The organism is Kitasatospora sp. NPDC058190 (assembly GCF_042883685.1).
GTDB lineage: Bacteria > Actinomycetota > Actinomycetes > Streptomycetales > Streptomycetaceae > Kitasatospora.
In genome coordinates, this window is the sequence record NZ_JBHVVI010000238.1 from 1 (window position 1) to 5,377 (window position 5,377).

1 protein-coding gene is annotated in these 5,377 nt (G+C 69.6%); it reads right to left on the bottom strand.

Annotated features, from left to right (window positions below):
* Window positions 1-5,333 (bottom strand): amino acid adenylation domain-containing protein (locus ACFVWU_RS44145; RefSeq protein WP_387632207.1); only part of this gene is annotated, 5,333 nt, incomplete at its 3' end.
* Window positions 5,334-5,377: the final 44 nt, after the last annotated feature.

Consider the following 5,377-nt stretch of genomic DNA (forward strand, 5'->3'; position numbering starts at 1 on the left):
CGTGTGGCCAGGCCGGCGACGGTCGGGGTCTCGAACAGGGCGCGGATGCCGACCTCGACGCCCAGCACGGTACGGATCCGGCTCATCAGCCGCGTGGCGAGCAGGGAGTGGCCGCCGAGCTCGAAGAAGTTGTCGTCGATGCTGACGGACGGGACGCCGAGGACGTCGGCGAAGACGCCGCAGAGCGTTTCTTCCTGCGGGGTGCGGGGTGCGCGTCCTGCGGTCGTGGCCGTGTAGTCCGGTGCGGGTAGGGCGTTGCGGTCGAGCTTGCCGTTGGCGGTCAGCGGCAGCGCGTCCAGGACGACCACCGCGCTGGGGACCATGTACTCCGGCAGGTGCTGCTGGAGGTCGGTGCGGATGGTGGCGGTCAGGGCCGTGTCTGCGTCGCCGCTCGCGGCGGGGATGACGTAGCCGATGAGGCGCTTGTCGCCGGGGGTGTCCTCGCGGACGACGACGGTGGCCTGGGAGACGGCGGGGTGTGCGGCCAGTGCCGATTCGATTTCGCCGAGTTCGATGCGGAAGCCGCGGATTTTGACCTGGTCGTCGGCACGTCCCGCGAACTCCAGCGTGCCGTCCGCACGCCAGCGCACCAGGTCACCGGTGCGGTACATGCGCTCGCCGGAGCCGCCGTAGGGGTTGGCGACGAAGCGCTCGGCAGTGAGGGAGGGGCGGTTCAGGTAGCCACGGGCCAGACCCGCACCCGCCACGTACAACTCACCGGCGGTCCCGGCAGGGACGAGGCGGAGGCCTTCGTCGAGGACGTACAGGCGCAGGTCGGGGATGCCGCGACCGACGACGCTTCCGATACCGGTGTCGGCGCTGATGGCCGAGTCGAGGGCCATGTAGCTGACGTGCACGGTGGTTTCGGTGATGCCGTACATGTTGACGAGCAGGGGGGCGTCGTCGTGGTGGCGGCTGTACCAGTCGCGCAGGCGCTTGAGGTCGAGTGCCTCGCCGCCGAAGACGACGGTGCGCAGGGTGAGGCGCCGGCTGAGTTCGGGGTTCTGCGCGTCGGCCTGCATCAGCTGGTAGAAGGCGGACGGGGTCTGGTTGAGGACGGTGACCTGGTCGCGGACGAGGAGGTCGAGGAAGTCCTGCGGGGAGCGGGAGACGTCGAAGGGCACGACGACGAGGCGTCCGCCCTTGAGGAGGGCGCCCCACAGCTCCCAGACGGAGAAGTCGAAGGCGAAGGAGTGGAACCAGGTCCACACGTCGTCGGTGGTGAAGTGGAACCAGTGGTCGGTCCCGGACAGGAGGCGGGCCACGTTGCCGTGGGGGATGACGACGCCCTTGGGGCGGCCGGTGGAGCCGGAGGTGTAGATGACGTAGGCGGGGTGGGTGGGCAGCAGGCCGGACTCGGGGTTGGTGGTGTCGAGGCCGGCCAGGTGCGCGACGGTGTCGGCGTCGTCGAGGACGATCCGCGTGGTGGTGTCGGGGAGGGTGTCCTGGACGGACCGGGTGGTGATGACCAGGGTGGGCTGTGCGTCGCCGAGCATGTAACTGATGCGGTCGGCGGGGTAGTTGGGGTCGATGGGGAGGTAGGCGCCGCCGGCCTTGAGTACGGCGAGCACTGCCACGACCATCTCCGCGGAGCGTGGCATGGCCAGCGCCACGAGCTGCTCCGGGCCGACGCCGTGCTCGGTCAGGAGGTGGGCGAGGCGGTTGGCGCGGGCGTTCAGCTCGGCGTAGCTGAGCCGGGTGTCCGTGAACACCACGGCGGTGGCGTCGGGCGTGCGGGCGACCTGGGCGTGGAACAGCTCGGGCAGGGTGGCGGCGGGCAGGTCCCGGGCGGTGTCGTTCCAGCCGTTGAGGATCAGGTCGCGCTCGGCGTCGTCGAGGATCTCGATGCGGCTGACGGGCTGCTCGGGGTCGGCGGCGACAGCGCGCAGAACGCGGGTAAGGCGCTTGGCCACGGCCTCGATCGTCGTGTGGTCGAAGAGGTCGGTCGCGAAGGTGATGGCGCTCTGGAGGCCGGCGGGCCGGCCCTGTGCGTCGAAGAGTTCGCCGAACTGGAAGTCGAGGTCGAACTTGGCCGGCAGCTGCCCGGTCGAGACCAACTTGGTCTCGATGGCTGGGAGTTCGAGGGTGGCTGCGGTGTTGTTCTGGAGGGTGAGCATGACCTGGAACAGGGGGTGTCGGGCCATGGAGCGGGTTGGTGCGAGGTCTTCGACGAGGCGTTCGAAGGGGATGTCCTGGTTGGCGAAGGCGCCGAGTCCGGTGTGTTGGACGCGGTTGAGGAGTTCGTTGAAGTTCGGGTCGCCGGTCAGGTCGGTGCGCATGACGAGGGTGTTGACGAAGAAGCCGACGAGGTCGTCGAGGGCTTCGTCGGTGCGTCCGGCGATGGGGGTGCCGAGGGGGATGTCGGTTCCGGCGCCGAGGCGGGAGAGCAGGGTGGCCAGGGCGGCTTGGAGGACCATGAACATGGTGACGCCGCGGGAGCGGGCGAGGTCGGCGAGCTGTTGGTGCAGTTCGGCGGGGATGTTCAGGTCGTGGGTGGCGCCGTGGTGGGTGGCGGTGGCGGGGCGGGGCCGGTCGGTGGGCAGCTGGAGTTCTTCGGGCAGGCCGGAGAGCGCTTCGCGCCAGTGGGTGAGTTGCTGGGACAGGACACTGTGGGGGTCGGTGTCCTCGCCGAGGAGGTCGTGTTGCCAGAGGGTGTAGTCGGCGTACTGGACCGGGAGTGGTTCCCACGTCGGGGCGTGGTGTTGGAGTCGGGCGGTGTAGGCGGTGGACAGGTCTTGGGCGAGTGGGCCCATGGACCAGCCGTCACCGGCGATGTGGTGCACGACGAGGACGAGGACGTGCTCGTTCTCGGAGGTGGTGAACAGTTCGGCGCGCAGCGGTACTTGGGTGGAGAGGTCGAAGACGTGTCCGGCGGCGTGGGTGAGGGCCTGGTCCAGGTCGGCTTCGGTGACTTCGGTGACGGGCAGGTCGAGGGTGACCGTCGTCGGTTGGAGTATGTGCTGGTGGGGCTGGCCGTCGGTGGTGCGGAAGATCGTGCGCAGGACTTCGTGTCGCTCGATGACGTCGTGCAGCGCGGCCCGCAGGGCCTGCCGGTCGAGGGTGCCGGTCAGTCGTAGTGCGGCGGGGATGTTGTAGGTGGCGTTGGGGCCTTCGAGTTCGCCGAGGAACCAGAGGCGGCGCTGGGCGGCGGAGAGTGGTACCAGGTCGGGGCGGGGGCCGGCGGTCAGCGTGCGTCGGGTTGTTCCGGTCCCGTCGAGGCGTGTGGCCAGGCCGGCGACGGTCGGGGTCTCGAACAGGGCGCGGATGCCGACCTCGACGCCCAGCACGGTGCGGATCCGGCTCATCAGCCGCGTCGCGAGGAGGGAGTGGCCGCCGAGTTCGAAGAAGTTGTCGTCGATGCTGACGGACGGGACGCCGAGGACGTCGGCGAAGACGCCGCAGAGCGTTTCTTCCTGCGCGGTGCGGGGTGCGCGTCCGGAGCTGGCTGTCGTGAAGTCCGGTGCGGGCAGGGCGTTGCGGTCGAGCTTGCCGTTGGCGGTCAGCGGCAGCGCGTCCAGGACGACCACCGCACTGGGGACCATGTACTCCGGCAGGTGCTGCTGGAGGTCGGTGCGGATGGCGGCGGTCAGGGCCGTGTGGTCGTCGCCGCTCGCGGCGGGGACGATGTAGCCGATGAGGCGCTTGTCGCCGGGGGTGTCCTCGCGGGCGATGACGGTGGTCTGGGAGACGGCGGGGTGTGCGGCCAGTACCGACTCGACCTCGCCGAGCTCGATGCGGAAACCGCGGATCTTGACCTGGTCGTCGGCACGTCCCGCGAACTCCAGCGTGCCGTCCGCACGCCAGCGCACCAGGTCACCGGTGCGGTACATGCGCTCACCGGAGCCGCCGTAGGGGTTGGCGACGAAGCGCTCGGCAGTGAGGGAGGGGCGGTTCAGGTAGCCACGGGCCAGACCCGCACCCGCCACGTACAACTCACCCACGGCGCCGGGCGGGACCAGCTGCAGCCCGCCGTCGAGGACATAGAGACGGGTCTCGGAGATCGGACTTCCGATCGGCACGCTCCCCCCGCGGTCGAGGTCGGCGGTCCGAATCGCGTGGGTGGTGGTGAAGGTGGTGTTCTCCGTCGGCCCGTACCCGTTGAGCAGCCGTACGTGGGGCAGGCGGTCAAGCACGGTCCTGCACTGGGGCACCGAGAGAACGTCGCCCCCGGCCAGCAGGTAGCGGAGCCCTTGGAGTGCCTCGACGTCCGACTCCACCACTTCGTGGAAGAGCCCGGCCGTCAGCCAGAGAGCGGTCACACGGTGTGAGGTCAGGAACTCGCGCAGCTCGAAGACGGACAGACCCTTCGGCGGGGCGATCGCCAGGGCGGCGCCGTTGAGCAAGGCGCCCCAGATCTCGAAGGTCGCCGCGTCGAACGATACCGAGGCCAACTGGCCGACGATGTCATCGGAGCCCAGGTCGACGTAGTTGGTCTCCCGCACCAGTCGGCCGATTGCCTGGTGGGGGATGGTGACGCCCTTGGGGCGGCCGGTGGAGCCGGAGGTGTAGATGATGTAGGCGGGGTGGGTGGGCAGCAGGCCGGACTTGGGGTTGGTGGTGTCGAGTTCGGCGAGGTGCGTGACGGTGTCGGGGTTGTCGAGGGCGATCCGCGTGGTGGTGTCGGGGAGGGTGTCCTGGACGGACCGGGTGGTGATGACCAGGGTGGGCTGTGCGTCGCGGAGCATGTAGGTGATGCGGTCGGCGGGGTAGTTGGGGTCGATGGGGAGGTAGGCGCCGCCGGCCTTGAGGATCGCGAGGAGTGAGACGACGAGGTCGGTGGAGCGTTCCATGTGGACGCCGACCAGGGTCTCGGGGCGGACGCCGTGCTCGGCCAGGAGGTGGGCGAGGCGGTTGGCCCGTGCGTTCACCTCGGCATAGCTCAACTCCTCATTCTGGTGGATGAGGGCGGTGGCGTCGGGCGTGCGGGTGACCTGGGCGTGGAACAGCTCGGGCAGGGTGGCGGCGGGCAGGTCCCGGGTGGTGTCGTTCCAGCCGTTGAGGATCAGGTCGCGCTCGGCGTCGTCGAGGATCTCGATGCGGCTGACGGGCTGGTCGGGGTCGGCGGCGACAGCGCGCAGAACGCGGGTAAGGCGCTTGGCCACGGCCTCGATCGTCGTGTGGTCGAAGAGGTCGACGGCGAAGGTGATGGCGCTCTGGAGGCCGGCGGGCCGGCCCTGTGCGTCGAAGAGTTCGCCGAACTGGAAGTCGAGGTCGAACTTGGCCGGGGCCTGCCCGGCGGGGAGCAGTTCGGTTGCAAGTCCTGGGAGTTCGAGGGTGGCTGCGGTGTTGTTCTGGAGGGTGAGCATGACCTGGAACAGGGGGTGTCGGGCCATGGAGCGGGTTGGTGCGAGGTCTTCGACGAGGCGTTCGAAGGGGA